This is a genomic window from Bacillus sp. FJAT-22090 (assembly GCF_007676755.1).
Taxonomy (GTDB): Bacteria; Bacillota; Bacilli; order Bacillales_A; family Planococcaceae; genus Psychrobacillus.
Genome location: NZ_VEBK01000003.1, coordinates 93,949 through 117,880, shown reverse-complemented (window position 1 = coordinate 117,880; position 23,932 = coordinate 93,949). Strand labels below are relative to the sequence as shown.

General features: G+C 34.3%; 21 protein-coding genes and 2 pseudogenes. 11 read left to right on the top strand and 12 right to left on the bottom strand.

What is annotated here, in order from left to right; translation table 11 throughout:
- Nucleotides 1-72 precede the first annotated feature (72 nt).
- Nucleotides 73-1,161 (top strand): threonine aldolase family protein, encoded by a 1,089-nt coding sequence (locus FS486_RS05485; RefSeq protein ID WP_144510321.1) that lies wholly within the window; start codon nucleotides 73-75, stop codon nucleotides 1,159-1,161.
- 95 nt (nucleotides 1,162-1,256) lie between these two features.
- Nucleotides 1,257-1,436 carry a hypothetical protein gene (locus tag FS486_RS05480; protein ID WP_144510320.1) on the top strand — a complete coding sequence of 60 codons (180 nt, stop codon included), beginning with the start codon at nucleotides 1,257-1,259 and terminating at the stop codon, nucleotides 1,434-1,436.
- Between the two features lie 96 nt (nucleotides 1,437-1,532).
- On the opposite strand, the gene FS486_RS20665 is transcribed toward FS486_RS05480, so the two are convergent.
- Both FS486_RS20665 and FS486_RS20660 read right to left on the bottom strand, forming a co-directional pair.
- Nucleotides 1,533-2,324, bottom strand: coding sequence for a methyl-accepting chemotaxis protein (locus FS486_RS20665; protein ID WP_395940839.1), 792 nt, complete (start codon nucleotides 2,322-2,324; stop codon nucleotides 1,533-1,535).
- Between the two features lie 150 nt (nucleotides 2,325-2,474).
- A pseudogene (locus FS486_RS20660) lies at nucleotides 2,475-3,506 on the bottom strand (HAMP domain-containing protein); the annotation flags it as partial.
- 238 nt (nucleotides 3,507-3,744) lie between these two features.
- Here FS486_RS20660 and FS486_RS05470 point away from each other — a divergent pair.
- A complete protein-coding gene (locus FS486_RS05470; RefSeq protein WP_144510318.1) occupies nucleotides 3,745-4,617 on the top strand; it encodes a patatin-like phospholipase family protein in 873 nt (290 codons plus the stop codon).
- Nucleotides 4,618-4,707: 90 nt separating this feature from the next.
- A complete protein-coding gene (locus tag FS486_RS05465; RefSeq protein ID WP_144510317.1) occupies nucleotides 4,708-5,127 on the top strand; it encodes a pyridoxamine 5'-phosphate oxidase family protein in 420 nt (139 codons plus the stop codon).
- 75 nt (nucleotides 5,128-5,202) lie between these two features.
- On the opposite strand, the gene FS486_RS05460 is transcribed toward FS486_RS05465, so the two are convergent.
- The 3 genes from FS486_RS05460 to FS486_RS05450 all read right to left on the bottom strand — a co-directional run bounded on the left by FS486_RS05460 (nucleotide 5,203) and on the right by FS486_RS05450 (nucleotide 6,844).
- Nucleotides 5,203-5,355 carry a YfhD family protein gene (locus tag FS486_RS05460; RefSeq protein WP_144510316.1) on the bottom strand — a complete coding sequence of 51 codons (153 nt, stop codon included), beginning with the start codon at nucleotides 5,353-5,355 and terminating at the stop codon, nucleotides 5,203-5,205.
- Nucleotides 5,356-5,464: 109 nt separating this feature from the next.
- The gene (locus tag FS486_RS05455; RefSeq protein ID WP_144510315.1) at nucleotides 5,465-5,896 is read right to left on the bottom strand and encodes a hypothetical protein; all 432 of its coding nucleotides are present in this window, start codon (nucleotides 5,894-5,896) and stop codon (nucleotides 5,465-5,467) included.
- A gap of 126 nt (nucleotides 5,897-6,022) precedes the next feature.
- Nucleotides 6,023-6,844 carry an EcsC family protein gene (locus tag FS486_RS05450; protein ID WP_260858046.1) on the bottom strand — a complete coding sequence of 274 codons (822 nt, stop codon included), beginning with the start codon at nucleotides 6,842-6,844 and terminating at the stop codon, nucleotides 6,023-6,025.
- A 143-nt stretch (nucleotides 6,845-6,987) separates the two neighbouring features.
- Here FS486_RS05450 and FS486_RS05445 point away from each other — a divergent pair, with 143 nt between their 5' ends.
- Both FS486_RS05445 and FS486_RS05440 read left to right on the top strand, forming a co-directional pair.
- Entirely contained in the window at nucleotides 6,988-7,509 is a 522-nt protein-coding gene (locus FS486_RS05445) for a sigma-70 family RNA polymerase sigma factor (protein ID WP_144510313.1), read from the top strand.
- Nucleotides 7,502-8,869, top strand: coding sequence for a DUF4179 domain-containing protein (locus FS486_RS05440; RefSeq protein WP_144510312.1), 1,368 nt, complete (start codon nucleotides 7,502-7,504; stop codon nucleotides 8,867-8,869). The genes FS486_RS05445 and FS486_RS05440 overlap by 8 nt, the downstream gene beginning before the upstream one ends.
- A 90-nt stretch (nucleotides 8,870-8,959) precedes the next feature.
- Here the strand turns inward: FS486_RS05440 and FS486_RS05435 are convergent, their stop codons facing one another.
- Nucleotides 8,960-10,126 carry a hypothetical protein gene (locus tag FS486_RS05435; protein WP_144510311.1) on the bottom strand — a complete coding sequence of 389 codons (1,167 nt, stop codon included), beginning with the start codon at nucleotides 10,124-10,126 and terminating at the stop codon, nucleotides 8,960-8,962.
- 131 nt (nucleotides 10,127-10,257) lie between these two features.
- Here FS486_RS05435 and FS486_RS05430 point away from each other — a divergent pair, with 131 nt between their 5' ends.
- The 5 genes from FS486_RS05430 (at nucleotide 10,258) to FS486_RS05410 (ending at nucleotide 17,786) form a co-directional block, all read left to right on the top strand.
- Entirely contained in the window at nucleotides 10,258-11,814 is a 1,557-nt protein-coding gene (locus FS486_RS05430; protein ID WP_144510310.1) for a spore germination protein, read from the top strand.
- 30 nt (nucleotides 11,815-11,844) lie between these two features.
- Nucleotides 11,845-12,921, top strand: coding sequence for a GerAB/ArcD/ProY family transporter (locus tag FS486_RS05425; protein ID WP_144510309.1), 1,077 nt, complete (start codon nucleotides 11,845-11,847; stop codon nucleotides 12,919-12,921).
- On the top strand, nucleotides 12,918-14,024 hold the full coding sequence (locus tag FS486_RS05420) for a Ger(x)C family spore germination protein (protein WP_144510308.1): 1,107 nt from the start codon (nucleotides 12,918-12,920) through the stop codon (nucleotides 14,022-14,024). Before FS486_RS05425 ends, FS486_RS05420 begins: the two co-directional genes overlap by 4 nt.
- A gap of 181 nt (nucleotides 14,025-14,205) precedes the next feature.
- Nucleotides 14,206-16,938 (top strand): response regulator, encoded by a 2,733-nt coding sequence (locus FS486_RS05415; protein ID WP_260858028.1) that lies wholly within the window; start codon nucleotides 14,206-14,208, stop codon nucleotides 16,936-16,938.
- 17 nt (nucleotides 16,939-16,955) lie between these two features.
- Nucleotides 16,956-17,786, top strand: coding sequence for a CheR family methyltransferase (locus FS486_RS05410; protein ID WP_395940834.1), 831 nt, complete (start codon nucleotides 16,956-16,958; stop codon nucleotides 17,784-17,786).
- 323 nt (nucleotides 17,787-18,109) lie between these two features.
- Here the strand turns inward: FS486_RS05410 and FS486_RS05405 are convergent, their stop codons facing one another.
- The 6 genes and pseudogenes from FS486_RS05405 to FS486_RS05380 all read right to left on the bottom strand — a co-directional run bounded on the left by FS486_RS05405 (nucleotide 18,110) and on the right by FS486_RS05380 (nucleotide 23,673).
- Nucleotides 18,110-19,252 (bottom strand): SpoIIE family protein phosphatase, encoded by a 1,143-nt coding sequence (locus FS486_RS05405; protein ID WP_144510305.1) that lies wholly within the window; start codon nucleotides 19,250-19,252, stop codon nucleotides 18,110-18,112.
- A 145-nt stretch (nucleotides 19,253-19,397) separates the two neighbouring features.
- Nucleotides 19,398-19,682, bottom strand: a complete 285-nt coding sequence (locus FS486_RS05400; protein WP_144510304.1) for a nucleotide pyrophosphohydrolase — start codon at nucleotides 19,680-19,682, stop codon at nucleotides 19,398-19,400.
- A 31-nt stretch (nucleotides 19,683-19,713) separates the two neighbouring features.
- Complete coding sequence (locus tag FS486_RS05395) at nucleotides 19,714-20,559, bottom strand: class I SAM-dependent methyltransferase (protein WP_144510303.1); 846 nt, start codon at nucleotides 20,557-20,559, stop codon at nucleotides 19,714-19,716.
- Between the two features lie 189 nt (nucleotides 20,560-20,748).
- Nucleotides 20,749-21,174, bottom strand: a complete 426-nt coding sequence (locus FS486_RS05390; protein WP_144510302.1) for a DMT family transporter — start codon at nucleotides 21,172-21,174, stop codon at nucleotides 20,749-20,751.
- A 54-nt stretch (nucleotides 21,175-21,228) separates the two neighbouring features.
- Nucleotides 21,229-21,420, bottom strand: a pseudogene (locus tag FS486_RS20655) (EamA family transporter); the annotation flags it as partial.
- Nucleotides 21,421-21,591: 171 nt separating this feature from the next.
- A complete protein-coding gene (locus FS486_RS05380) occupies nucleotides 21,592-23,673 on the bottom strand; it encodes a sensor domain-containing protein (RefSeq protein ID WP_144510301.1) in 2,082 nt (693 codons plus the stop codon).
- Between the last annotated feature and the right edge of the window lie 259 nt (nucleotides 23,674-23,932).

Sequence of the window (23,932 nt, the reverse complement as noted above, 5' to 3'; positions counted from 1 at the left end):
ATTGTATTGATTTAAAAATTGATGTAGATTGTATATATTATGATTATTCGAAAAACGAATAGGGGACAAAAAATGAGTGAAACAAAATCACTGCTAGAAGCATTTAAGAAAACTAAATACCAAGTATCAGGACATGGAAAGAGAAATATACAAGTGTTAAAAAATGCTTTTGACAAAGTGAATGGCCAACAGGAAAGTGATATTTATGGGAATGGTAATATTATCGATGATTTTCAAACAAAAATGGCGGCATATCTAGGAAAAGAAAAAGCGGTTTTCTTTCCAAGTGGAACCATGGCTCAGCAAATTGCATTACGTATATGGTGTGATGATAAAGGATTGAAAAAGGTTGCATATCATCCTTTATGCCATTTAGAAATACATGAGGAAGATGGGTTGAAAGAATTACATCATATCGAACCTATTTTGCTTGCAAACAAAGATAGATTAATTGAGTTGGCAGATGTGTTGGAGATGGATGAGGAAGTTGCATGTATATTACTTGAATTACCTCAACGGGAAATCGGGGGGCAACTGCCAGATTATCAAACATTAGAAAGTATTTCGACTTATTGCCGTGAGAAAGGGATTAAACTCCATTTAGATGGAGCAAGATTATTTGAAATTTTACCTTACTATGAAAAAACAGCGGCTGAACTTTGTAGCCTTTTTGATAGTGTATATGTCTCGTTTTACAAAGGGATTGGTGGAATCGCAGGTGCCATCCTAGCAGGTGATAAAACATTCACGGAAAAATCAAAAATATGGAAAAGACGTCATGGTGGAGATTTGATCAGCCTATATCCTTATATTGTCTGTGCAAACTACTATTTTGATGAAAACGAAAAGAAAATGAATCAGTACTATGAGGATGCTAAAGAACTAGCTGGCTTTTTCAATTCATGTAATGCTGTTTCCACTATCCCATTAATACCTGTCTCCAATATGTTTCATGTCCATTTTCAAGCACCAAAAGAACAAGTAGAACCGTTATTAGAAGAAATATATGAGGAGACTGAAATTGGGTTATCAAGCTATTTAAAAGAAGTAACGGAGAAATCCTGTGCTTTTGAGGTGAATATGGGAAATCAGTATGCCATTATATCAAAAGAAAAAGTGAAGCAGGTATTTCAATTGCTTGAAGAAAAATTAAAATCCTAATTCATTTTAGAAATTTCATACTTTTAAAGTGAATGCAAACTTATGAATAAAAGTCGACCATTTGCACAAATTACTTGTCATGGAGGTGAAAATTCATGACAAAAGGTAAAAATCCAAGGAAATCTTTAGATCGTGAAGAATATGGGTACGGTTATGATGTAAGTCCAGATGATTTAGATGTAAGAGGACAAAATAAAGAAGCAAAGACAAACAATGATAACGAGAACAAAGGAAAGCCTGCCAATAAAAATAGCCCTTCTAGATTAAATATTTAAGATACAGCTTCCAAACTAAGATATGAAAAAAACGACTCCATTTCAAAAGAAATAGAGTCGTTTTTTTTGGTTGATTAAAAATATCCTTTACTTTCCTCAATATTTAAATTGAGAAATTATATCCTTGAGTTCTTGGGCCATAGAAGAAAGGGATTGCGCAGAAGCTGAAATCTCTTCCATGGAAGCAAGTTGCTCTTCTGCAGAGGCAGCTACTTCTTCTGAAGTTGCAGCATTTCCTTGAGCAAGGATAGCTATATCATTGGCGATATGAGAAGTTTCCTGTACAGAGGCAGATACCTGTTGTGCCGTTGCAGAAACGTCTTCCATCTGTGGTGTTATTTCTTTCATGCTTTGAACGATCAGTTGGAACTTTTTAATAGCATCATTAGAAACTTCCACTCCTGCTAACACATCTTCCGTGACACGTGCCATAATTTGAACGGAGTTTTCCGTATCCTCTTGAATACCTAAAATAATTTGGTGTATATCTTTTGCTGATTGTTGTGACTGCTCAGCAAGCTTTCTAACTTCATCTGCAACCACAGCAAATCCTTTACCAGATTCTCCAGCTCTGGCAGCCTCTATTGCCGCGTTTAGTGCTAGAAGATTTGTTTGATCAGCAATTCCGGTTATCACATTTAATATAGAACGGACTTCTTGTGATCGAATGGATAATGAATTGATCTTTGTATTCGATTCAATGACGGAAGTATGAATGGAACTCATTTGATTGACCGTATTAGTAATTGCCTGACCACCCAGCTCTGCTTGTGTTGTTGCTTCATAAGATAGCTCGGAAACTTTTGTGGCATAATCCGAAATTCTAGTCACTCCTACTGAAATCTCAGCTAGCGATTGAGCGTTTGAATCCACACTGTTTGTTTGCATTTCTGCATTTTGAGAAACTTCTTGAATTGAAGTGGCTACCATTTCTGTCGTGTCACTAGTTTGCTGTGCATTTGCTGACAATTCTTCTGAAGAAGAAGCTACAATTTCAGCAGTTTGCTCCACTTTATTAATAAGTGATCGAAGGCTTTCCTGCATAGTGTTGAATGCTTCACCCAAATGTCCGATCTCATCAGTGGATTTTACAGTAATGTTTTGTGTTAAGTCACCTTGACTGATTGTTAAAGCTTTTTCTTTTAGCTTTACAATCGGTTTTATAACGGATTTTATAATAAAGTAAACAGCTATAGCTCCTATAGCAATGGACAGCAGGATTATTAACACTGTCTTTTGTAATATTGGTAATGCGGCTTTATGGATTTCTGAGTAAACTAAATTTCCTCCTATTTTCCATCCAGTCAGTTCATTGGTGACAAAACTCATTACTTTCTTATCATCGTTTAATACATATTCAAAATTTCCTTTGTCTTGTTTATACATATTATCGTAAAAGCTTTCTGCATCACTGCCAACTTCAGATGAGGGATGCGCGATGAATTTTTTATTGGCATCTAAGAGTAGCGCATATCCTTTATCACCGATCTGCACTTGATTTATAAGCTCTTGTAAATACGTTAGTCTAATATCGATTGCCACAACTCCTGATCCATCTTGAACAGTCTGTGAAACCGTCACTACCATATTATTTGTAGTAGAAGAAATATAAGGGTCTGATATAACTACTTTTCCTTTTTGGGTCATTGCATCTTTATACCAATCTCTACTTCGAGGGTCATAATCTGATGCCATCTCGGTATTTGGTTCTTGGATAAATAATCCTTCGTCTGTACCTATATAAATTAGTTCGGTTTCAGGATGTAGCCCCATATATTGACTAAACTTTGTTCGTATTTCAGGATTTCCAGCAGTTCCGTATTGAGAGGCAGAAATATTTTTAGAAAAGATATCTACATCATGCAACTTAGATTGGATGGTATTGTCGATTGAAGCATTTAATAAGTTCAAGTTTTGCTCTATTCCATATAAAATCTCGCTTGTAACTGATTCCTTTGCAGTTGAATAAGACAGATACCCGATAAAAATTCCTGGAATTATTAATATTAATAAAAAAGAAACAAATAATTTTACTTTTAAATTTCTAAAGGGCTTAAAGAATTTTTTCATGTACTAACCTCTCAATTCATTTTTATAAGCATAAGGTTCTATTGTTGAAAAGAAAACTATGCAGCAAGTAATACTTTACTACTTAATAGAGAGGAAAAGGTTGACGATTTTGTGTACATGTTGTGAAAGTTTAATAAAATTATTGTAATTGTAAAAAAGTTTTTTGTCGTTTTTTGTTCTATTTCCCCATTTTTTTTCTTACATTGTTATAACGACATGAAAAGGGAGAAGGTCATGTATGTTAATTGATGGCGTTTTTTCAGGTGGGGGAATGAAGGGAATCGCATTAGTTGGAGCTTATCAAGTAATGGAAGAAAGAGGTTATAAATTCAAACGTGTAGCAGGAACGAGCGCTGGTGCAATTCTTGCCTGTTTTATAGCCGCCGGTTATACAGGAAAAGAAATCGAAGATATAATGTGCGAACAAGATTTTCAAACTTTACTTGATCCTAGAAAAACGATTCTACCAATTCCTTTTATGAAATGGATGAATCTTTATTGGGGACTCGGTTTATATCAAGGAAAAGCATTGGAAAATTGGTTTTTAGAAAAACTAGCAGTTAAAGGGATATATTCATTTTCAGATTTACCCTCGGGAACTTTAAAACTTGTGGCATCCGATTTAACGAATGGGAAAATGATAGTGCTACCAGATGATTTGGAGAGATACGGGGTATCTCCAGAAAGCTTTCCAGTTGCTAGAGCCTTACGTATGAGCTGTGGCATTCCTTTTTTCTTTGAACCAGTAAGACTAAGAGTTGGAACGGGGGATACAATTGTTGTAGATGGAGGGGTATTGAGCAATTTTCCAATGTGGATTTTTGATAATGGAAACAAAGAGCGACCTATTCTTGGCGTGAAGCTAAGCGGTAGTTCAGAGGAAACAAAACCTCACAAAATTAAAAACGGTTTACAACTATTTGAGGCTCTTTTTTCTACGATGAAAAATGCACATGATGAAAGATATATTTCTCGTAAACTTGAAAAGAATGTTATTTTTATCCCTGTGGATGAGTATAGCGCCACTCAGTTTGATCTTGATAGAGAGATGAAAACAAAGTTATTAGAAAAAGGGAGGAAGCGAGCTACACAATTTTTAAAAATGTGGTGATTTATCTTGACCTACAAAATAAGCAGGTTTAATTCTCTTTTGGTAAGGAATAATATGCAGGAAGTTCATTACAAAAGGAGAGAATTATTCATGGCAAAAGACGCAAAAGAGCTGGCAAAAAAGATTTTGAAAGAAAGTTTAACAGGTACAATGGCAACTATTGAACAAAATAAGCCGCACTCCCGTTATATGACTTTTTTCAACGAGGATTTCATTCTTTACACTGCAACAAATAAAAAAACACATAAAGTAGAAGAAATCAAAAAGAATCCAACTACACATATTCTTTTGGGTTACGAAGGAAATGGATTGGGTGATACATTTTTAGAGATTGAAGGCACTGTGGAAGAATCCGTTGATGAAGGTATTAAGAAAAAGGTGTGGAATAATGCATTAAAAGGATGGTTTGATGGTCCTGAAGATCCAAGCCTTGTCATTTTGAAAATTACTCCAATCCAAATAAGAGTGATGAATACAAAAGGTGAAGAGCCTCAAATTGTAGAATTTTAATTCATTGGAAGTATAAAAAAGTAGCTGGAATTAACGTAATCGTTTCCAGCTACTTTTTTTAGGAAGTAATTCTTACTATCTTTTCTTCTTAGGAGTGTTTTTTCGAAGTTCTGCAAACTCTTCGGCAAATTCTTCTTGCACATCGTTTGGTTTTATTTTTTGGTTTTTAGGTGTTTGAGGAAGTGTATCTTTATTTTTACTTTTACCTTGTTTGTTGTCTCTACCCATAAAAATTCTCCTTTCCTTATTCGTTCTATACTAATATGGCATTGGAGTTTTGTTTTAATCATGAAAAATAAAAGCACGGAGAAATAATTCTCCGTACTAATTATTTATATTAAGCTTTGTTGAAAAAAGAAACTAATTGCTTGGGGGTTGGGGCTTGGATTTTGTATGATAGCTCACGATCTCCGCTATTTTCTATACGTGGAATAATAGACTCAATAACATTAAATTTCCAAAAAGAAGGTTTACTCTTTGTGCTCTTTTCTGTTTCAGCAGTCATCATTTTTCTTTGAAAAGGATGAAGCTTTGCCATTAAAAACTTTTCTTTTATGCGAATAAGTAAATATCCTTCATCCGTTTCGGGATCATATTTTTTCATAAGTGATTCACCAAGTTCAAATGTATTGGATTTGTTTTGAACAGATGGTGAAATAACTAATATATTTCCCTTTCGAAACAGGGCGGTATTTGATACTTGTCGAAGTCCTAAATCATTAATTAAGAAATCCAGGTTAACTTGAGATGCTTCACTAGCAACTGACATATTCATACCTCCTCTACTTTTTTTAAACGTCTCTAGTATTAGTATATCCTATTTGACGCATAATAAATTCATTTAAGGGAATATCCTCTTAAGAAAGGTAAGAATTTATTGAATAAGTAGGTAAGATTATTTAGTTTTGTTAGAAACAGCGCCGATATCTTCAAGTCTTTCCATAATTCTTCTTTTACGATAAAGCATTTTACCAGCCTCACTTATATCATTTATAGCCGATCTATTAATAATAGCTCCGAAAATTAGACCTGCAATGGGAATCATTTGAAATAACTTTTTCCATCCGAATTGATCACGAAAAGTGGAAAGAACCTCACGCCAACCTTGTAGTTCCGATAAAACTTCTCGCTTTGCATGTTCATCCTGTCGATCGAACATAGTTAACTGTTTAAGAATTGTTTGCTTTCCGACTATATCGGCAGAGACAAATTGAAGACATTTTATAATAAATAATCGTTCTTTTTTGTCTTGCGGATCATAGCCGTAGCAAATTGCGATATCCTGTAAAGTTTTTAATTGTAAACCTAACAGGATGGGGATATCGATAGTTAATGTGAAAATCCCACCTATACCAGTACTGGCCCCTTGTAGTGTGGCCAAATTCTTTCTATTCCCAGTAAGTTTTTTCGCAGCTTCATCCATTTTGGAAATAGGTAGACCTTCCACATCCTCTAACGAATGTACTTCTAAATCAGGGAAATAAGAAGCAACCTTGGATGTAGAACTTAAATAGCTGCCACCCGTTTGAACATATTGACCAAGCTCGTCAACCAGGATACCAATTTTGTTCTGAATAAAATTGGGTGTCCATTTATCAATTATTTTAAATGGCAGGCGACCGAGCTTTTCCCAAAACCAAAGATCGTTTTGGTCTTTCTCCCAATCTTCCACATGTTCTAATTCCTCTATTAACCATTCTTTAGATTCATGCACTATTCGTCTCGCCTCTTTCTTTGTATACTCTTCTTACGAATGAATGTGCAAAAAGTTTCGAATGTAAATAACTTTATCTACTTTCTCAAAACTTTTTTCCATCTTGTATGTCTAATAGATAAGGACAATTGTAAAGAGGTGAAATTTTGAGCGAAAAAATATTAGTAAAGAAAGCGATTAAGGGTGACGAAGAATCATTTCTAACATTACTCCATTCATACGAAGAAGCGTTATATCGAACCGCTTTTTCGTATTTAAAAAATGAAGGAGATGCACTGGAGGCCATCCAAGAAGTAACCTATAGAGCTTATCGAAGTATAAAAACGGTGAAGGAGCCTGCCTATTTTAAAACTTGGCTTATCCGGATTATGATGAATTATTGTCAGGATGTTATTAAGAAGAACAAAAGGGAAGTTCTGGAGGAAGGAATAATAGATTTGCAAGGTGTGAGGGAAGATTTCACTTTTTTAGAAGTTGAGGAAGCCCTTTTAAATCTATCTGACTATGAAAGAGAATTGCTACATTTGAAATACTTTGAAGACGTCAAAATTAAAGATATCGCCATTATGTGGAATACTCCAGAAGGAACGATTAAAACACGACTACATAAAGCATTGCGCGCATTTAGGGAAAGTTTTGAAGAGAAAGGAGAGATTAAGCGTGTTTAAGGAGGAAAAAAAGAAATTGGAGCAGAGGAAGAAATCATTTGATAAAATCGATATGCCAAAGGACAAGCTATATTCTGCCGTACAAAGCGGATTCGAAAAAGCGAAAAAAGAACAAGTGTTAAAAAGAGCGAAGATAATAAAACGGAGTTCATGGTCAATCGTAATTGCTGCGATCCTTCTCATCTCGTTTGTTACTTCCATCTCGGTATCTCCTGTGTTCGCAAGTAAAGTTGCAGCAATACCCGGGTTGGATCGTATCGTTGCTCTCATACAGCAAGATAGAGGGCTGATTGCAGCTGTGGAAAACGACTTTTACCAGCCTATCAATAAGTCACAAGAAAAAAATGGTATTACAGTTACATTAGATGGGGTAATTGCAGACAAAAAGGGCATGGTTGTTTTTTATTCTGTTCGATCGAAAGAGAAGAATCAACCTTTAGAAATCGAATACATAAAGTTAATGGGTGAAAAATACGGCAATTTGCCCGTACATGATACTACATTTTGGGGTATGGATTCACCGATAATTGAAGAAAAAATATTTAGCTCCATGATGACACTTGAAACTATGGAAAATCACATCGTAGGTGATGGTAATCTCTTATGGACAATTGGTCTGAAGAATGGAAGTCAGGTTGAGAATTTTCAAATTCCGTTTAAGTTTACAAAGTCTAGTGTAGTAAGTAAGACGATAGATTTAAATAAGGAAGTTACAATTGAAGGACAACGAATTATCGTTGAAAAAGTTACAATCAATCCAATTCGTGCAGAAGTAAAATTAAAAATAGATCCGAATAACTCTAAAAAGATCTTTTCATTCGATAACTTGAAATTTACGAATGATATTGGTGATGAATGGATTATTAATAATATCGGAACTTTGTATAGAAATTTAGATGGAACTGAATGGACTATTACACTTCAAAGTCCTTACTTTAATAAATCCGATAATCTAAAATTAGTATTTGGAAAGATAGAAGCAATTAATAAAGATGATGCTTTTATCTTAATCGATACTGAATCAAAAAAGTTTTTAAAACAACCTGTTGAGTCAGTTTTCTCAGATCTAGAAATTGAGAAAAGTAAAGTTAGTTTTATCATGAATGTGAATGGAGATTACAAAATGTTGGTATCCTCAAGTTTTATAGATAATGAAGGAAAAGAATTTTTTATTAAGTATGATTTTACTAATCCAATGCCAGGAAAAAAATATGTAAATGGATTACTGGTGAAAACTTCAGAAAAAGGATTGAAAATGGAATTTGACCTTTCGACAGATTCGATTAAAGGTCCGTTGCGATTCGATCTAAATTCTTACCCATCCTGGATAGAAGGGGATGTGGAAATTGAAATCAATTAATAAAGATAGAGGTTCTGAAAAAAACTGCAGCTACTTGTATTTCTACAAATAGCTGCAGTTATTAAACTTCTATTTTATCTCAATCACATCTCAGTTAACTGGTGTTTCAGTACTAACTGGTGTTTGAGTATTCCCTGGAGTTTCAGTGTTCCCCGGAGTTTCAGTATTCCCTGGTTCCTCAGCATTATCTGATGAATCTAAGTATTTCCAGTTTCCATCTTTATCTTTTTCTAGAATGTAAACAGTAGTATGATCAAGTGAATCTTTTGGGTTAAAAGTTGATTTTTGATGATGAATAACGGATGCAGTACCATCCAAGATGTATTGGACTTCTAAACCTAAAGTTTCGTATTTAACATCAAAGTCCTTAAAGTTTGTAGCTAATCTTTCTTTAAGTGAAGCATAACCAGGGAAATCTAAGCTATATAAGCTAAGTGTTTCATCAAGTTTTTCTGCATTTGCATATTCTGTTGCTTTTTCGAAAAACGCGGTAATTTCTTTTTCTTGCGCTGTGAATTTCTCGTCTTCTCTAATACTGTCGTGGTAAGCATCGTATAGGTCACTAATAATTGACTCATCCTCAATTGCATCTAGTGCATCAAGGAATGCAGAAACTTGAGTTTCTACTGTTTTTTGATCTGCTTTTTTAGTGATTAATTCATCTAATTTATCTAATTCCATTTTTGCAGTGATTACATATTTAGATGATTGAAGTGCTTTTTCACCAGGTGTTTTGTATTTAGTTAAAATTGCATCGCGTGTAGATTTTCCATATACGCGATAAAGTAGAATTGCTTGTTTACGAATCTCGCTCGATAATTCGTGATAACTTTTTTCTGTTACATCAGATGTTGGGTTTTCTTTGTATAACTTGTTAAATTGATTTGCTTTGTCCACAATTTTTTTCCCAGAAGTGATTGCATCAATATATCCCATTGCACGAGTATAGTGAATACCCGCATTATCTTCTAGACGTTTTTCTAACTTAACTTTATCTTTGGCGCTTACACTTGCAATCTCTTTTTTCGCATTTAAGTAAGCGTCTTTTGTTAGGTTGAATATCTTCATATCTGGATACTTAATTTCTTTTGTAAGCTCGTATGAAATTTGCCATTTTAAAGCACCAGCATGCTCTTCTGCTTTTGTTACTAAAGTCTCTGCTTTAGTAACAGATGCAGCTTCTGCGTTAATAAAAGGTGTTAATATACTAGCTCCCACAAACCCAGTCGCTAATACGACAGATAATAATTTCTTCATTCATATTCTCCTGCATAATAATTAGTCTTATATAGTCTATCTTTACATAAGCCTCATTAAGAATATGTTAATTTGAATGGGGTTCCCGGTATTATATGTTGGTTAAATGACCATATATTGGACGCTCTAATATGAAAATATCCAAGGGAATACAATTTATTAATAGTGGATATGCTAAGTATACAAATTTTTGCCGCATTGAAAGGTCCGTGGTACTTTTGAAATTTAAAAAGTTTATAAGAACCACTAAAAGTGGTGACAATGGGAATACACTGTTAAATACAAAAAAGTTTACGAATGCAGAGATTGAAGAGACGATTGAATCGATAAAAAAGAAGACGAGTCAAATTCATGACGTTATATATAAAAAAATACCTACAAACGAAGGCATTGTAACCGTAATTTATAGCAGCTCGCTAGTAGAGAAAATGACCTTGCAGATAATGATTTACATCCCATTAGCGAATCATTTAAATCAGATTCATCAAATAGCTGAAAAAGTGGAAACAACCAATATTCCAGAAATCACGTCAAAAATTATCGCTGGTCAAACACTTTTATACTTTCAACAATCCAACCTATTATTAAGTGTAGACACATACAGTGCACCTACTCGTACAATAACAAATACCGAAACAGAGTCGACAGTTATTGGCCCACAAGATGCATTTACGGAATCATTGGAGACAAATATATCTTTAGTGAAAAGACGTATTAAAAATCCCATGCTGAAAAATGAAGAACATATTATAGGAACAGAAACAAATACGAAAATTTCGATTATGTATGTGGAAAATTTAGTGAATAAGGAGAATCTAGATAATTTAAGAAATCGAGTTGATAAACTCCATTTTCCATCATTTACAGACATCTCTATTTTAAAGCAGCTTATCGAAGATAATCCTTTATCTCCTTTCCCACAATATTATATGAGTGTAAGGCCAGATACTATTAGCTATTATCTTCTCGATGGAAGGATAGCTATTTTTATGGATAATAGTCAAGCAGCAATTGTTTGTCCTACCTCATTTTTCGAAATGTTTGTTTCAGTAGAGGATTATTATAATCGTTGGACCATGGCATCTTTGCTTCGAATGCTACGCTTTTTTGGCTTTTTCTTAACAATTATGATAACACCAATGTATATTTCAGCTTTAACGTTTCATCCAGAGCTTCTGCCTTACGAGCTTTTACTAAATTTACAGGAATCTAGAAGTAGGGTTCCTTTTCCACCGCTGTTTGAAGTTTTGTTTATAGAGCTAATCATTGAAGTACTAAGAGAAGCGGGATCACGTATGCCGGCCAAAGTAGGGCAAACTATTGGTATTGTTGGTGGTATTGTGATTGGAACAGCGGCTGTTGAAGCAGGACTTATTAGTAATATATTGATCGTCTTAGTAGCAACTTCAGCGTTGCTTTCCTTTTTACCACCAATTTTTTTAATGAGTAATACAAGTAGGTTTATCCGTTACATTTTTATCATATCTGCAGGATTATTTGGGTTGTTTGGACAAATGCTTGCATTCGCTTGGTTAATTAATCACTTATTAGTATTAAATTCATTGGGTACGCCTTTTATGACACCTGCAATCCCTCGAAAAGCCGGGGATCTTATGAACAACATTATTAGATTTCCAATTGCTTTTCTAAGAGGGAGAATGGGAATATCAAGATCTCAGAAAAAATGAAATACTGCCAGGGAGTAGAGATGATTTAAATTGGATACAAGTAAGCAAAAAGTTCTTAATAAATTTCATGTTATTTTTTTGGCACAGAGCACGATGATTGGGACTGGTATCTTATCATTACCACAAAGCATTAGTGCTCTAGGTTATAGCCAAGTGTTTATTCCTATATTATTTGGAATAATTGCGAGTTTCACACTATGGATAATGGTTTGGCTAAATTCGAAATATGAAAACGATAGTCTATTTCAGATAAACGAAAAATTATTGGGGAAATGGTTGGGAAAAGCTATTAATCTTCTTCTAGCTCTTCAATTTATTGTTTTTGTTTCGGGAATTATAAACAGTTATATGCATCTTATCCAAACCACCGCATTACCTGAACAGACTATTCCTTTACCTGTCTTCTTATTCTTATTAATACTAGTTTATATCGTGAATGGTGGTATTAAGTCTATAGCTAGATTTTGTATAATGACATTTTTCTTAACGCTACCCATGTGTTTCTTTTTAATTTGGGCTATTCAAAAAGGTGATATTAGCCATATTTTCCCTTTGTTCAATTTTAATGGCAAGGAACTTTTGGATGCGATGAAAAGAGGCTATTTATCTATTCTAGGCTATGAACTAATTATGTTTTACTTTCCATATATTGTGGATCAAAAGAAAGCATTTAAGCATTCATTAATAGGAATTTGGATAAGTATTCTATTCTGCTTTATAACAGTTTTAGTTAGTGTTATGTATTACTCTGAATGGCAGCTTGAGAATGTGGAGTATTCAGTTTTACATTTGTTTAAAGCGGGTGAGTTTTCTTTTGTAGAGAGGATTGATATTATTGGCATTACATTATGGGTATTCCTGATTTTGTCTACTGTAACCGTCTATTTTTGGGCGGCAAAGAAAGGGATAGAGTCTATTCGTAATAAAGAAAAAAAATCTTTCGGGTTTATTATTATTCTTATTATTTTCGGGCTTATTGTCATGCCTGTTTCCACGGAAACGCAAGAAAAACTATTCAAATTGAGTAATTATGCTGGTTATTTCCTATTAGTGTGGCCATTGTTTTTATGTGTTATCCATTTTTTCAAAAAGCGGGTGCAGCGATGAATAAAAATATTATACTTTTGGGTATTGTTATTTTAAGTTTATCGGGTTGTTCGTTAAAGGAAAAAAAAGTACCGTTAGATGATGTTGGAATGGTTGGAATAATGGCATTCGACTATATCGATGAAGAAGAATTGAAACTAACCGTTGCTATACCGCAATCATCTCCAGACGCAGAAAAGGATACGCAAATTTTCTCTGTTTCTACTGATTTAATTTCCAAAGGAATTGTCGATATAGAAGCACTATCAGATAAAAAAATAATATTAAATCAATTACGAGTCGTACTGTTTAACGAAGAATTCGCTCACAAAGGCAACGTGGAAAAAGCAATTCAACACTTGTATAGAAACTCGGAAGTAGGCAATAAGGTACTCATCGCAGTAGTGAAAGATAATGGGGAAGAAATGCTAAAAGAGGAGTATCCAGATAAACCGAATATTAATTTTTATTTAAATGATTTACTACAGCCCAGTATTAATACTGCTTTTAATCCAAATACAAATATTCACGATTTTGTATATACACAAACTAACCCGGTATTTGATTCGATAGTTCCGCTCTTAGAAAAAAAAGATGCGAAAATAGAAATAGAAGGAATTGCTATATTTAAGGGAAAAAGTATGGTACTAAGCTTACCGAAATATGAAGCGCTAATCATTCAGGCTTTACAAGGTCGAAAAAAACTAGCACCTCTCGCTCTCACGTTAGATGAAAAGGGGAAAAATGAAAGATTGCAACTAGATTTGATAAGTAATAAGGTGAAGATGAGGAGTAACAAAAGCTTTAAAAATCCAAAATTAACTATCCATATGAAGATACGAGGAACATTAGTTGAATATAAAGGGGAGAGGGAACAGGGTTTAAAAACTCCTGAGAGTCTAACAAAATTAGAAAAGGATATTAATGAGCAGATCGAAATAGACGTAAAGAAATTTTTAGAGGAATTAATGGAACTTCAAGTTGATCCGATCGGTTTAACAGAAAATTTTCGTATGTATTACAAGGGAAAATGGAGCGAGGAAAATAAGCTAGAGATTCTTAACAAATTGCAATTGGATATACAGGTAGAAACAAATATTATAAGTACAGGAACACTTAAATGATTGTTTAAATGGGGGTGCTCGATTAATCAATAGAGTACTCTCATGTATAGTAGAAAAATTTTATCAAGTTATTAAGTAATATTCAAAACATAGATTGATATTATTGTATAATATTAGTTAGTAGCAATAATTACATACACAATTCAACAGAAGGTAGGCAGTTAATTCTATGGGGAAAAATATGAAAATAGGTATCCGTACTAAAATTATGTCGGGCTATTTATTAGTTATAGCGATGGTTATTTTCGCGTTCTTTCTTGTAAATAATCAGTTCTCTTCTGTACAAGCCGATAAAGATTACATAATGGGTCATGATTTTGACGTAACGACATTGTCCCATGAAATAGAAAAGTATGTGCTTGATATGGTGAGAGGACAGAGGGGTTATATAATTACGGGGGAAGAAGGTTATCTACAGCCGTATTATACAGGCCAAATAGAATGGCAAAATCATTTTGATGAATTATATAGTCTGGTTGATGACCCTGCGCAACAAGAAAAGTTAATGTCAATTAAAGAAAATATTAATAAATGGATTGATACGGTTGGTGAACCGACGATCAATCAAAAGAAACAAGAAAAAAATGGCGTAACTGCTAGTTATTTAGAAAACGATCAAGGCGGGACGACGATAGATTTGCTTCGTAGTCAGTTCGATAATTTTAGGGATATTGAATTTCAGTTTAGACAGCAAAGATCGGATACATTAAACCAAAATATTGACACGTTAATCCAAGGATTAATCACATTAGGATTACTCGTGTTTATAGTGGCTATTGTTATGTCTACATTGGTATCTCGTTCAATTGTTAAAACGATGAAAGAAGTAATAGAAACGATCAAAGGTATAGCAAATTTTACAAATACGAGTGAACTAGACCTATCAAAAAGAATTAAATTGAGGTCCCGAGATGAAATAAGAGAATTAGGAAATGTGACAAATGAATTGCTATCCAATCTTGAGGAAAGAGAAATCTATCAAAGACGAATTAATAATACATTTAATTCTTACCAAGGTATTACGTCCATAGCAGACTTGAGTAAAGCGTTCATCTCTGCAATTTCGGATGAAGCGAAAGCATCTTATGGGGCTATTTATGTAAGAGACTTTAAAAATGAAAAACATCGTTTTGTGAAGAGTGCAACATTTGCAGACGAATTTGAAACAGTGGGTAGGAATTATTTCGAACTAGGACAAGGTTTAATAGGGGAATATGCCTTAAAAAAACGTATGCATATTCTAAGTGATTTGGATGATTTTCAACTGATACCTTCTGCTTTGGGAACTATCCAGCCAAAAGGAATGATTATTGCTCCGATTCTCTATGAGGAAGAAGTAATTGCGGTAATAGAAATACTTAGTTTGACAAACTTTTCTCAATCGGATCAGCAACTTATTGTGGACGTTGTGGAAAATTTTGGAATTACGTTAAACAGTGCTAAGGATCGGGAAGAGATTGAACGTTTACTTACTGAATCACAGGCGATGACCGAGGAATTACGTGTTCAATCAGATGATCTACAAACCCAGTCGGAAGAGTTGCAAATGCAATCGGAAGAGTTACAAACAATAAATGAAAAACTAGAAGAACGTTCAAAAGAGGCAGAGCTAAAATCAGCTGCTTTAAATCAGGCGAAAATAGAATTGGAAGAACAAGCGGTACAGTTAGTTTTAAGTTCCAAATATAAATCGGAGTTCCTCGCTAATATGTCCCATGAACTTCGGACTCCTTTAAACAGTATATTAATCCTTTCTGAATTGATTGCAGAAAATGCGCTAGAACAGTCGAGGGAAGAGGAAGAAAAATTCGCTAAAGTTATTCATACATCCGGTAAAGATCTTTTATCATTGATTGATGACATTCTTGACTTATCTAAGGTAGAAGCTGGGAAAATGGAAATTGTGTATAGCGAAATGAACATAAATGATCTGCCAAATTATTTAGAAACAAACTTTAATCATGTTGCCGAGCAAAAAGATCTTTTGTTTAATATCGTTATGGATTCAAGTATCCCCAATGTATTCTGTACAGATGAAAAAAGGATGCTTCAAATATTAAAAAATTTACTTTCCAATGCATTCAAATACACTGAAAAAGGGAATGTTTTAATAGAAATTAATCATGTAAAAGACGAAGAGTTACAACCTGCATTCGCAAATAAAGAAGAAGATTACTGGATTTCATTTTCTATTAAAGACACAGGAATTGGTATTCCGACAGAGAAGCATCAATTGATATTCGAAGCATTCCAACAAGCAGATGGTGCTACCATGAGAAAGTATGGTGGAACTGGTCTTGGTCTATCCATTTGCCAGGAATATGCTAAGCATTTAGGCGGTTATATTACGTTAGAGAGCAAAGAAGGGGTTGGCAGTACATTTACACTGTATCTACCAAGCCAGTCAGGAAAAGTGTTAAAAGAGAATGAAGCACTTACTTCCCCTCAAGAAGTTGCTGCAACGAGTATCGATGATGTAAATTTACCAATTGAAACACCTAAAATAGATTTACTGCAAGTAGAAAATCAAAATGTATTACAGGGGAAAAATGTATTGATCGTAGACGATGATTTACGTAATATATTTGCGTTAGAAGCGGCATTGAAACAAGAGGGAATGATTGTTTGTTCAGTGAACAATGGGGTAGAATGTCTGGAAATATTAGAAGAGCAACCGTTATTATTCGATATCATCCTAATGGATATAATGATGCCGAATATGGATGGATATGAAACGATGCAGAAAATACGTACAAACGAACAGCTGACGGATGTACCTATTATTGCTCTTACTGCAAAAGCGATGGAGAAAGACCGTAAAAATTGTTTAGAAGCAGGTGCTTCTGATTATGTAAGTAAACCTTTGAATTTAGAGCAACTATTGTCTGTTCTACGTGTATGGGTTTCTAATTAATAGAAATGGATGATCTCATGTATAGTCAAGATGAAAACTATAAAAAAGAACTTGAAGTAGACTTATTATTGGAAACGATTCACCGTTTAGCAGGCTATGACTTTAAACAATATGTACGTGCTTCTATTATAAGAAGAATCGAAAATAGAAGAAATATCGAAAATGCTCCAAATATTACGGTGCTCATTGAAAAGGCGATTCATGAACCTGGTTTTCTAAAAAAAATCATTGAAGGGTTTTCCGTCCCGGTAACAGAAATGTTTCGGGACCCTTCCTTTTTTAAAGAACTTAGAATGAATATTATTCCAATCCTCCGAAGTTATAAAGACATCCGAATTTGGCATGCTGGCTGTGCAACTGGAGAAGAAGTATTGTCTATGGCTATTCTATTGGAAGAAGAAGGGCTACTGGAAAAAACAACAATTTATGCTACAGATATGAGTGAAGTGGCTTTAGAGCAAGCAAGACGGGGAATTGTTCCGTTGAATAAAATGCAAAGTTATACGAAGAATTATCTCAAAGCTGGCGGAATGAAAGAGTTTTCAATGTATTATAAAACAAATTCACAAAACGTGTTTTTTTCGGAGAGGCTTTTAAAAAACGTTATCTTTGCACAACATAATTTAGTAACAGATCAGTCATTTAATGAGTTTCACGTAATCTTTTGTAGAAATGTCTTAATCTATTTCAATCACTCGCTTCAAAATAAGGTCCATGAATTATTTATCCAAAGCTTGGCTTCAGACGGTTTTCTTGGTTTAGGGAATAAAGAATCATTACGGGTCAGTCAATATGCGGATGCCTATGAAGAAATTTCCGACGCAGAGCCAATATATCGAAAAAAATAAGCGGAATGTCCCGATCTGTCTATAATGGAACAGGTGTAGAAAAAAGCGAGCTTTTTCTACACCTGTTTTTTTGAAAAGAGAAGAATGTTTATAAAAATGTAAGATGGAGACTTGTTCAATACTCCTAAATACTACTGATCTCTTGTTGCAGGTAGACACGTTTTGTGGGGGGAGCGATGAACCATCACGACCCCTTCGTGTCTCGAGAGATGTTTCATCTGTCTCCCTAATCCCCCCTAGAGTCGCCACCTGTAACGAAAATCAATAATGAGTAGTACTCTCCATCTTTTTATAAAATGAAAGGGACAACTGTTCTTTTCATATTAGTTCTGATCTTCCTTTGTTTTTATCATTAATAGGCAGATATCATCCTTTTGCTTGGACTGATTAATATCACTAAGTATTGTCTGAAATAGACTTTCTGTATTTTTCCATTCTTGTAGAGTGACTAATTGCAGCTTTTCAATAGTTTCCATTTCATCCACACATTCTGATTCGAGAATTCCGTCTGTGTAAAGCAATAATTGAATATCTTTCTTATAGGAAATGTTGGTTTTTTTTACATGAATCCCGTCAAACAAACCGACGGCACAAGCTCCTCTTTCCGTTGTATGGAGAACTCCATCAATTCGTAAGAACGCTGGAGGATGACCTGCATTTACATATTCTATTTCTTGTTTTTCAGTATCAATTATTAAGTAGATTGCGGTGAAATAATAATTTAAATTATTTTTATTATGTAAAGAGGTCATATAACGATTGAGTTCCTTAATAACGAGTATTGGATCTTCCAGGTTTTTTATAGCATCTCTTAATACAGAAGAGATGAACATACTGACTAAAGATGCGCTAATGCCATGCCCCATCATATCAAAGAGGATGATACCGTATCGATGACTACTAAATTTATGCCAGTGGTACATATCCCCAGAAAGGTTGTCAGAAGGACGGTGGGATACTTGTATACTTAAATGCTCGTCTACTACAGAGTCATTTAGGAGACTACCTTGAACTTGCATAGCTAACTGTAAATCTTCCTTCATCTTCGCTTCTTGTTCATTATTACGATCTTTCTCGTGTTTCAATTTTAAGGCCAGTCGAATTCTTGCCAAAAATTCTAATTTGTCAATTGGCTTAGTTACATAGTCTGTTCCTCCTACATCAAATGCTTCTACTAGATTTTTAGAATCATTTAAAGCGGTTAGAAAAATAATCGGAATCTCTTTTAATCTGTCAACTTGCTGAATTCGTCGACAGGCTTCAATTCCGTCAACTTTTGGCATCATAATATCTAAAAGTATAAGATCAACTTGTGGAACTGGTGCTTTTTCCTCGTCGATTCGCAAGTATTGAAATAGTTCTTCTGCAGAATTTAAAGGATGACACTTATCGTAACCAGCTTTTTTTAGAATGCTTTCAATAACAAATAAGTTTACTGAATTATCATCTACCATTAGGATTGTCATCTCTATATATCCTCATTTCCTATCGATCTCTATTCTTTATATGATAGAGCATTTTAAGAATAACAAGCAACTAAGGAAACCGAAAATACTGTATTTAGTAAATAGTTACTAAATTAGTTAGTGAATAGAAAGTATCATACATAATTTAATCAACTTTCGACTCAGATGGATACTTTAATGCATTCTTCAATATTTTTTGTTGCGCAGCCTCTTTTAAATCAACTTCTAAGACATTTGCAAGCTGTAATAGGTAAATTAAGACATCTGCAGCTTCATCCACAATTGCTTCCTTGTCTTTTTCAATTGCCTCTTCTGCGGAATTCCATTGAAAATGTTCTAGGAGTTCACTAGCTTCTAAAGAGATTGATATTGCAAGGCTTCGTGCATCATGATTGCCACCCCAGCCTCGCTCATTATTAAATTGGAGTATTTCTTTTGTTAATTCTTTCTTCTTGCATTCCTCACTTTGCTAAAAATGTATATGTAGCCATAGATCTAACGTCATTTTTCTTTCCAATCGTCTCTAATAAATTGATTTCTGATTGAATCAAAGCTTTAAATTTAGGCGGTAAATGATTAGCTATCTGGAGTTCTTGTTCATAATCGGCTAATGTTTGCTGGGTTTCCCATTTGCCGTCTTGAAGGTGAGAAGAGTCAATCGTTTCTTCAGCTATGAATTGCCATCCTGCTTTTTCTGCAATAATTTGAATATCCTTTGGAGTAAATAACGTTCGAATATTAGAAATGCTGTTTTCTTTAAAGCATTCATACTGCGCTTGAATCAATACGGATAAAAAGTGGGGGAGTTGATCAGCTTGCTGAATTCTTGTATCCCATTCTGCAAAGCATAACGTATTTCCCCACTTTTTAACTTTCTTCAATATTGTAAATAATTCTTCTGGAGACTTCATATACCAAGAGCTATGCGAAAGCACGATGAAGTCAAAAGCATTTTGGGGAAAGTCTATACCAGGGGAGAGAACATTCGTCTCAAACTCCACTTTTATACGACTACCTACTTCTGATTTCTGAATAAAATTCATGGAATCACCTATAGTAACTGGACTTCCATAACTAGGAGAAGCTATATCGATGGCATGAACAAAGCCGGTATCACCTACTACGTACGCCAAAGCAGCTGTCGTATCTCCTTGTCCACAGCCAATCTCCAACACTGTGCTTCCTTCTTTAATATTCCAAAATTCAATGAGTTTCCATCTATGCTCAGTTTGGACTCGTTGAATTATAGAATTTGCCCCATTTGGTGGCATACAGTCTACAATACTATTTAAAATGTGAATATTCATATAATACCTCCCTGTAAACGAATTGTACCATACACAAACTTGTACGAAACCAGTTCTTAAAATTGGAGAAGGGAGAAGGACAGAAACGGTGCTCATAACGTCCGTCATGAGCAGCATCTCTTTATAAACAATCGGTTATTATGTGGGATAGATTGTCCAGAGCACTTCGAAACGGGAGCTGGCGCTATTCTAAAGTTTATTGTTTGTCTTTGTCCGTAGTGAAATTGAAACACCTATAACAATTACAAAAGCACCTATCAATTGAAATGGTTGAATACTCATTCCTAATATAAAGAAACCGAAAACCATTGCCACGAAAGGCTCTAAATTTAATAATAATGCGGCTTTGGATGCACCAACCTTATAAATAGAGTTATTCCATAAATACGTACATAATCCGTGCATGATAATCGCGGTAACTATTAGTAACAACCAATAGTAGAAAGGAACGGATAATACCATAGAGGTCTTGTTCCAAGGCACAAAAGGAAGTAATCCTACTAAGCCAAAGACGTTGCTGTACCAGGTGATAGTAGAGGGGTGTATTGATTTTGATAATTGTTGTACAAAGACTAAAAACACTGAAAAAGATAACATTGTTAAACTGATTAACATTTCTCCTTTTCCAAAGCTTGGTACAAGGAACGACCCTTTTGAAATGACTAACCACACGCCGATTAAAGCAAAAAATGAGCCAAACCAAAACTGAAATTTCTTTCTCTCTTTAAAGTAATAAGAGGAAATTACTGCTGTGACTATAGGTGATAAAGCGAGGATTAACGCGGCTGTAACAGGCTCTGTATATTGTAAGCTGGAGTAAAAGCTCCACTGGTTTATCGTTATTCCTATAAAACCAACAATTGCTAGCTGGTCTATTCTAACATAGAATTACTTCAACCTATTAATAAGTAGGCAGCTGCCCCAAAGCTAATAGTTTGAGGCAGCATTTAAGCCATCCATCCTTAAGTATTTAAGGAGAATGGCTATAAAATCATAATATAAATATTTACTTTTGTTTACTACATTCTACTTTTAGGAATGCTTCTTTAGATGGGCATCCAACTTTTCTAATGTAGTCGTGAGATAAGAAAGTCTGCTATCTTCCATTCTGTATTCTAATTGGTAATGGTAGTTGTTAGGATCCATTTCCTTTCTCCCGACAATGGAACCGTCTAATCTTATCTCTTCTCCTAAGATTTCTGTTTTTACTTCCAAAATGATGTCTTGACTTGCAGCTAATTTGATATCTGATACAAATCTTAAACGCCGTGAGCCAATTTCTTCTATTAAAATCTCCATCATCCCAATTTCCACTTTTTTGCCACGTATTTGTGTTAGAGTCATGGCTGAACGTAGGGACTCTTTTAGTTGAATCATGAAATCTTTGCTTTGATCGAAAGATTCCTCTTCCATGAGATTCGATTCTAATGGTATTAATTTTCCTTTTCGAAGTAATTTTTCAAATTCAGTTGCTGGGACTGGACGAGAAAACAAGTATCCTTGAATTGTATTACAATTATAGTTTGTTAAAACATGAAGCTGCTCGGTTGTTTCAACGCCTTCTGCGACGACTTCCATATTCAATTGTTGTGATAATTGAATGATCAAGTTGGCAATAAAATTCGAGTCCTCGGTTTCGGAAGTAGTTAAATCATTGATAAATGTACGGTCGATTTTTAGTGTATCGATAAGGCTTTTGAATCTTTTTAAGGTAGAAAGGGAAGAATAGCCTGTACCGAAGTCGTCTAATGCTACTTTTATTCCTAAGTTTTTTAGTTTTTCCAATACAGAAAACACTACTTTTTCATTTTCAAGAAGCGAGGTTTCAGTGATTTCCACTTCCAAATATTTTGAATCTAACTTTGTTTCTTCCAATGTTTCTATCGTGCTAGTAATTAAACTTTTTTCTAAAAAACGATTTGCGGATACATTAATGGATACAGGTATTTTCGGTAAATTAGCGTCTTGCCACAATTTATTTTGCGTACAAGCAGTTCGCTTAACCCAGTTACCAATTTCAATATCAAGACCTGCTTCTTCAGCAATTGGTATAAATTCATCTGGTGAGACAAGCCCCCATTCGGGATGGTTCCACCGTATAAGTGCCTCAGCTCCGATAATATCATAAGTATTTGTACAAACTTTTGGTTGATAGTATAGCTCAAGTTGATTTAGTACGATTGCACTGCGCAGACTTGACTCTAAAGAAAATATTTTATATGTTTGCGCATTTAAAGAAGAGGAATACACTTGAAAATTGTTTTTTCCTAATTCTTTTGCTTTATATAGCGCAGAATCCGCATTTTTCATTAAAGTAAGTGAATCATCCCCGTCTTGTGGAAAGATACTAATGCCGATACTTGTAGTTACAAACAAGTTAAAGTTTTCTACTAGAAATGGTTCTTCAAGTGATTGGATGACATTTTTCGAGTGTTCCGCCGCCTGCTGCATATAAAAGTCAGGTAGAAGTATCCCAAATTCGTCTCCTCCTAAACGCGCAACTACAGCATCTATCGGAAGTGCCGCTTTTAACTTTTCTGCAATTTGGACTAATAATTTATCACCTAAAGTATGTCCAAGAGTATCGTTAATATATTTGAAGCGGTCCAAGTCCAAATACATCACAGCCACTTTTTTATTTAATGTATTGGCAATGATTATTGCTTGTTCTATATTTTCTTGAAATAGCCTCCGGTTAGGTAAGCCTGTTAAAGAGTCATAGTTGACTAAATAGGAATTTAACTTTTCCACTTTTACATAGCTGGTAATATCTTGAGCAATTCCGAAAACTCCTTGAATACTCCCTTCCAAATTGGCTGGTATCATCGTAAGATGGATATCAAGCATATGCCCGTCTTTATGGATAAACTTAGTGTTCATATTTTGAGGAACTCCAGACAGTGTCTTCTGAAATGCTTCTTGATACAGTGGGATATTGCTTGTTGGAAGTAACCGTTCTATTACGAGGTCATTGTGAAATAGATATCCGAGTGTATGCGAAAATACTTTATTTATTCTTGTGAAATTTCCTGATGTATTTATAAAATATACAATATTCGGGTTGTGTTCAAATAATGAGTGGTAGAGTAGATTACTTTTATCCATATTTTCCATTGTTCTACTCCTTTCGATTTTATTAGTATTTATGGATTAAACAGAAAATTAATTCATTAGGTACTTTCGATCACTTGATTCTATACGATATAGGTATATCTAATAATATGATATAAATCATAAAAAATATAGGGAGTAATTCCATTTTTAAATAAAATTAATTTTGATATATTTTTGATAGAAATGACAAAGGGAATAGAATCGCCTGATAAAATAAAAAAACTATTTTTACGTAGATATTATCAGGGACTTTACTCTA

Bases quoted from the DNA above. Each gene is read 5' to 3' on its own strand.
- FS486_RS05380 (WP_144510301.1), bottom strand. From the start codon at position 23,673: ATGGAAAATATGGATAAAAGTAATCTACTCTACCACTCATTATTTGAA.
- FS486_RS05455 (WP_144510315.1), bottom strand. From the start codon at position 5,896: ATGTCAGTTGCTAGTGAAGCATCTCAAGTTAACCTGGATTTCTTAATT.
- FS486_RS05435 (WP_144510311.1), bottom strand. From the start codon at position 10,126: ATGAAGAAATTATTATCTGTCGTATTAGCGACTGGGTTTGTGGGAGCT.
- FS486_RS05430 (WP_144510310.1), top strand. From the start codon at position 10,258: ATGAAAATATCCAAGGGAATACAATTTATTAATAGTGGATATGCTAAG.
- FS486_RS05480 (WP_144510320.1), top strand. From the start codon at position 1,257: ATGACAAAAGGTAAAAATCCAAGGAAATCTTTAGATCGTGAAGAATAT.
- FS486_RS20665 (WP_395940839.1), bottom strand. From the start codon at position 2,324: ATGCAAACAAACAGTGTGGATTCAAACGCTCAATCGCTAGCTGAGATT.
- FS486_RS05395 (WP_144510303.1), bottom strand. From the start codon at position 20,559: ATGAATATTCACATTTTAAATAGTATTGTAGACTGTATGCCACCAAAT.
- FS486_RS05390 (WP_144510302.1), bottom strand. From the start codon at position 21,174: ATGTTAATCAGTTTAACAATGTTATCTTTTTCAGTGTTTTTAGTCTTT.
- FS486_RS05485 (WP_144510321.1), top strand. From the start codon at position 73: ATGAGTGAAACAAAATCACTGCTAGAAGCATTTAAGAAAACTAAATAC.
- FS486_RS05470 (WP_144510318.1), top strand. From the start codon at position 3,745: ATGTTAATTGATGGCGTTTTTTCAGGTGGGGGAATGAAGGGAATCGCA.
- FS486_RS05465 (WP_144510317.1), top strand. From the start codon at position 4,708: ATGGCAAAAGACGCAAAAGAGCTGGCAAAAAAGATTTTGAAAGAAAGT.
- FS486_RS05420 (WP_144510308.1), top strand. From the start codon at position 12,918: ATGAATAAAAATATTATACTTTTGGGTATTGTTATTTTAAGTTTATCG.
- FS486_RS05410 (WP_395940834.1), top strand. From the start codon at position 16,956: ATGTATAGTCAAGATGAAAACTATAAAAAAGAACTTGAAGTAGACTTA.
- FS486_RS05415 (WP_260858028.1), top strand. From the start codon at position 14,206: ATGAAAATAGGTATCCGTACTAAAATTATGTCGGGCTATTTATTAGTT.
- FS486_RS05405 (WP_144510305.1), bottom strand. From the start codon at position 19,252: ATGACAATCCTAATGGTAGATGATAATTCAGTAAACTTATTTGTTATT.
- FS486_RS05460 (WP_144510316.1), bottom strand. From the start codon at position 5,355: ATGGGTAGAGACAACAAACAAGGTAAAAGTAAAAATAAAGATACACTT.